This window comes from Legionella anisa (genome assembly GCF_001467525.1).
Classification (GTDB): Bacteria; Pseudomonadota; Gammaproteobacteria; order Legionellales; family Legionellaceae; genus Legionella; species Legionella anisa.
Map to the genome: position 1 here is coordinate 136526 of NZ_LNXS01000053.1, position 1915 is coordinate 138440.

Sequence of the window (1915 nt, forward strand, 5' to 3'; positions counted from 1 at the left end):
CACTTTCCTTAAATACAGTTTTGCCATATGACCTTCATTCTGATAACCAAGCGATTTGTAAAAATCATGAGAGCCCTCTTTGGCTCGCCTAAGTCCCGATGTCAAATCAATGATACAGGGACTAAACTGCCTGGCAAATTCCTCAACAGTAATCATAAGCTTTTTACCTATTCCTTGATTACGATATCCTTGGTCGACCACAAGGCCTTCAATATGAAATCTTGTTGTTTCTGAAACAAAAAGATAGCTCTTAGACCAAGCAATCCAACCAACAACTTTTCCAGCAATTTCCGCAAGAAGAACACCGTAATGCAGTTCATTAGTAAATAGCTCAAGTCTTCTTTGCAACTCATCAGGCGATTGCGGATAGCCCAATTGCTCCATTAAAGGGTGAAGATGTTGAGCATCATCAATTACTGCTTTGCGGATAATCAATTCAACAGACATTTTAGGACTCCAGATTCACTCTATCCCCGGATAGATTAGGAGATGAAATCACCAAAAAAGAAACCAAATTTCCGGAACTGTTTTTCACTTTATGAGCTGCCCATGCTTTAATAGTTATTCCTTCCTGTTCCTGCAACACCTGTTCATAATTTTCAAACTCAATAACCAATTGTCCTTGTAAACAATAAAAAAATTGTTCTGTTTTCTGATGATAATGCTTTATCTCACAACTTCCAGCAGGCATCGTTTCATAAATAACACTAAACTGCCCCTCATTTTTTAACCACCATCCATCGCAACCTTGTCCCCATTTAAAATGGAGTGCATTGTTCATTGAGACAGCCTCTTCTCTCACTACAGATTCTAATACATGCGATTTTAGGCTTTGACTTAAGCCGGAGACTGAATCAGCATTTAAGAGCCCGATGTCTGTTGTTTCTTGAAATTCTTTACGTAAAAAATAAAAAATAGAATTTTTTTGAAACCCATGCCGCTCAAATTCAAGTTTGAATCCTAATTTTTTATAAAATTCTATTGCTTCCCAATCCATAGTGTTAACTGTTGCAAAAGCACAGCCTTTCTCATTACCATACTTCAATGCCTTTTGCATGAGTTTTGTTCCCCATCCTTGATGTCTGATGGATTCACTCACCCAAAGATTATCGACATGAAGACCTCCATAGAGTGTTCCGCCACTACAACCACCCACAATGCTATTGTCTGCATCACGAATAAAGCATGCAAAGAAATCTAAGGATTCGAAGCCTCTTTGTTGTTTGGCGTACTCCTTAATCCCATTCGTTAATATTTGAACATCATCAGGGTTTGGATTTTCTAAAAACGATAATTTTAAAGTCATCTTATTTATTCCACTGTGGGAAGCCAGGCACCATGCTCAACATAACTTGCCTCATCACTGCCTGACCATGGTGGCATAGTAACGCAAATAAACACCAAGTCTGCTGCATCACTTCGGTATTGAAAATGTGCTCCCAAGGGAATATCAATGCTGACTCCAGCGGTTAAAGGAGTAATGCTCTCTTCGTTATTTAATTTACGCCAAAGTGCACCTTCCCCAGAAAGGACATGCCAAAATTCAGATACCGTTTTATGTCGAACTGCCTTGGAAATCGTTCCCGCCTTTAAAGTACAGTGAGCCATTCCACCTAAATGATTATTCATCAGCAATCGAACTTCAGCACCTGCTGGAGAGATATGTTGATACTCTTTGGGTATTTCTTGTGTATTCATTTATGCCTCTATTAAAACAATGCGCTCATCAGTTTTATCAAGTGGTTATTTCTTTATTATTTAATTTTTAATTGTAACGCAAGTATTATCTGCATCTAAAGTAATCACTTTGCCAATTGGAAGAATGCAATTGTGCTTACCGTGCCCATAGGGAAACTCTTTAATGCAAGGTACTTTTAATTTTGAAGCCCATTCATTGATTACATCTTCTACCGTA

The 1915-nt window shown here is 38.2% G+C and carries 3 protein-coding genes and 1 pseudogene; all 4 read right to left on the reverse strand.

What is annotated here, in order from left to right; all coding sequences use genetic code 11:
• On the reverse strand, positions 1-447 hold a 447-nt coding region (locus Lani_RS16370; protein WP_058388720.1), incomplete at its 3' end, for a GNAT family N-acetyltransferase.
• A gap of 1 nt (position 448) precedes the next feature.
• Positions 449-1306: a GNAT family N-acetyltransferase gene (locus tag Lani_RS16375; RefSeq protein WP_058388713.1), complete on the reverse strand. Its 858-nt coding sequence runs from the start codon at positions 1304-1306 to the stop codon at positions 449-451.
• A 5-nt stretch (positions 1307-1311) separates the two neighbouring features.
• Complete coding sequence (locus tag Lani_RS16380) at positions 1312-1698, reverse strand: cupin domain-containing protein (protein WP_058388714.1); 387 nt, start codon at positions 1696-1698, stop codon at positions 1312-1314.
• Between the two features lie 60 nt (positions 1699-1758).
• Positions 1759-1915: pseudogene (locus Lani_RS20955) on the reverse strand (LD-carboxypeptidase); the annotation flags it as partial.